The sequence below is a fragment of the Endozoicomonas sp. YOMI1 genome (assembly GCF_024606345.1).
Lineage (GTDB): Bacteria > Pseudomonadota > Gammaproteobacteria > Pseudomonadales > Endozoicomonadaceae > Endozoicomonas.
The window spans coordinates 1-2,394 of sequence record NZ_JAHHPM010000110.1 but is presented as its reverse complement, the minus strand read 5'-3'; the positions used below and the strand labels follow the sequence as shown (position 1 = coordinate 2,394).

Here is a 2,394-nt window from a genome sequence, read left to right as displayed (position 1 = left end):
TCCAGGGCACTGCCTTCAACTGGCCTGAGCCTGACCACCTGCGAATCATTTCGCTCCCCAGGGTAGAAGACCTGGAAACGGTAATGACCAAACTTGAGCGATTCCTCAGCCGTTACAAGCAGTAATTTCCGGTTTAACTCAATTGCTGGCTGCTATTGGCAGGAAAAGTTCAATTTGTTATGGCACTGAAAAAAGCCCCTTATGGCAAAGCGCATCGCCGACGCCAACTGGGTGAATTTGTCAGACAACTTGATCCGTAATGAACATTGGGGCTTTGGGGCCGTTCGGGAAAACGCTGTCAGCAACGGAAACCATGCAAAAAGATCACTGGAAAATAATGGGACAACAGCAAGTCAGACATTGTTTACTGCACCTGACATTAATGCGGATGATTTTTAAAAAGCAGGTTTCCCTGCAAAGAGGTACTGACAAATTAAATTTCATTTTATCATCAGTGGCTGTTTTCATAGGGTGGTCAATTGATGCAAAATGCACCATTGTCGGTTATTTAATTAATATCATCGTTTTATTTTGGCTGGTAATACCAGCGCCACCTCCTGACAACACCCAAAGGAAGGCGGTAAATAACATTAACCGCCACTCGTTCAATGGCGATTGTTGGAGAGTCAATGACGGAATTGCAGTATTTTTGGGGCTGGACAGTTTACCTGGCAGGAGCCATCGGCTGCCTGCTGAGCCTGTGGTTTATTGTTGGTAATTGGCATCCCCGGCTCAAGCGGCCTCTGATGCTGGCTTTTGCTGTACTGTTTTTCCTGCCCGGTACTGTTCACCCCGACCAGAGCTTTCTTGGCCCGGCCTTCCTTATCAGTCTTTATGATGGCCTTAGCCTGGGAGTTGAAGCCATGTGGCGAGCGGGTCGGACTGTGGCAACTGCCGCCGGTGTTGCAGCGATTACAGGAATATTATTACCGGTCGGTAAGGCAAAAACAGCAGCCCGCAACAAAAGGCAGAAACCCCGGACAAGCCACGCCCAACGTCAACGTAAAGAACCCGCTCTGAGGCCTGCTTCTAACCAAAAATCTTAAACTTAATCGCAATTTGTCAGCTAATGTGTGAACTTCTTGGAATGAGTGCCAACACTCCGACGGATATTGTATTCAGCTTCCGCGGCCTGATGCAGCGCGGGGGTAACACTGGACCCCACAGTGATGGCTGGGGAATCGCGTTCTATGAAGGTAAAGGATTACGGGAATTTCGTGATCCCAACCCAAGCTGTGATTCTGAAATTGCCAACCTGGTGTGCCGCTACCCGATCAAAAGCACTATTGTGGTCAGTCATATCCGCCAGGCAAATGCAGGAAGAATTGCCCTGGAAAACACCCACCCATTTACCCGGGAACTCTGGGGCAAATATTGGACCTTTGCTCACAATGGCCAATTAAAAGGCATCAGGAAATTCCCCCTGGAACACTACTTTCCGGTGGGAACCACGGACAGTGAATACGCTTTTTGCTGGATCATGGACCAGGTGCGTGAGCGATTCCCAAAACCACCCAAAAGGGTGAGTACGCTGCAACGCTTTATCCGGAAGCTCTGTGACGAACTGCGTGAGCTGGGTGTATTTAATATGTTGCTGACCGACTCCCGCTCTCTCTATTGCTACTGCAGTACCCGGTTGCATTGGATAACTCGCAGAGCGCCTTTTAATCAGGCCAGTCTCAAAGATGATGACATCACGGTGGATTTTGCCAGGGAAACCACTGAAAACGACATCGTAACTGTAGTGGCCACTGATCCGTTAACCATTGATGAGACCTGGCATCCTATTCTGCCCGGCGAGATGGTGGTTTTTGGTGATGGCGAACTTACTGCCTGAGTAAAAAAACAGATTAACTGAAAACCAGACATCAACAAGCAATTACAATTTAGCAGGTCTCTCTCCAGTTCAGCGACTTATAGGTTAGCCCAGGGGGTTATTATGAGTACACCAATCAGCAGGTCTGCGTCAGCAAATACTATAAACACTGGCCACCTTGATGACAGTCTATTTCAGGCAAAAAAAGCACGAAGTTCAAAAGGCCCATCATCTTCTGTCCAGCAGGATAATCGAGACGCATACATTATCAATATGCACACCTTCAGGATGGAAAACGACTCATTAGGACGTGAAGGTGCAGAACCAACTTGTCTCAAGCACCATAACTGGTAGGAACGCAACAAAAAGTGGAATAGCACATTTATCCTCAGCACTCTGGCCACAGCAACAACCGTAGCGGCGTCGCTGATTTCAGACATAACCCTCGATGGCGATCAGGCACTTTTCCAGCGATCTATTTGACCAAAAATACGCCAAGTATGTCACCTGACTTCAGTATTGGCTGACACTCCCCGCCCTATCGGGCGAGGGTTCTAAGATCGCTCTCAGAACCTTCC

General features: G+C 48.4%; 4 protein-coding genes. All 4 read left to right on the top strand.

Annotated features, from left to right (window positions below; translation table 11 throughout):
* Window positions 1-259: 259 nt before the first annotated feature.
* Complete coding sequence (locus KDK15_RS04005; RefSeq protein ID WP_257294074.1) at window positions 260-718, top strand: hypothetical protein; 459 nt, start codon at window positions 260-262, stop codon at window positions 716-718.
* A gap of 28 nt (window positions 719-746) precedes the next feature.
* Complete coding sequence (locus tag KDK15_RS04000; RefSeq protein ID WP_257294073.1) at window positions 747-1,046, top strand: hypothetical protein; 300 nt, start codon at window positions 747-749, stop codon at window positions 1,044-1,046.
* A gap of 23 nt (window positions 1,047-1,069) precedes the next feature.
* Entirely contained in the window at window positions 1,070-1,837 is a 768-nt protein-coding gene (locus KDK15_RS03995; RefSeq protein WP_257294072.1) for a class II glutamine amidotransferase, read from the top strand.
* A 102-nt stretch (window positions 1,838-1,939) separates the two neighbouring features.
* Window positions 1,940-2,170 (top strand): hypothetical protein, encoded by a 231-nt coding sequence (locus KDK15_RS03990; protein ID WP_257294071.1) that lies wholly within the window; start codon window positions 1,940-1,942, stop codon window positions 2,168-2,170.
* The last annotated feature ends 224 nt before the right edge of the window (window positions 2,171-2,394 follow it).

Coding starts and splice junctions, on each gene's coding strand:
- KDK15_RS04005 (WP_257294074.1), top strand. CDS start 260: ATGAACATTGGGGCTTTGGGGCCGTTCGGGAAAACGCTGTCAGCAACG.
- KDK15_RS04000 (WP_257294073.1), top strand. CDS start 747: ATGCTGGCTTTTGCTGTACTGTTTTTCCTGCCCGGTACTGTTCACCCC.
- KDK15_RS03995 (WP_257294072.1), top strand. CDS start 1,070: ATGTGTGAACTTCTTGGAATGAGTGCCAACACTCCGACGGATATTGTA.
- KDK15_RS03990 (WP_257294071.1), top strand. CDS start 1,940: ATGAGTACACCAATCAGCAGGTCTGCGTCAGCAAATACTATAAACACT.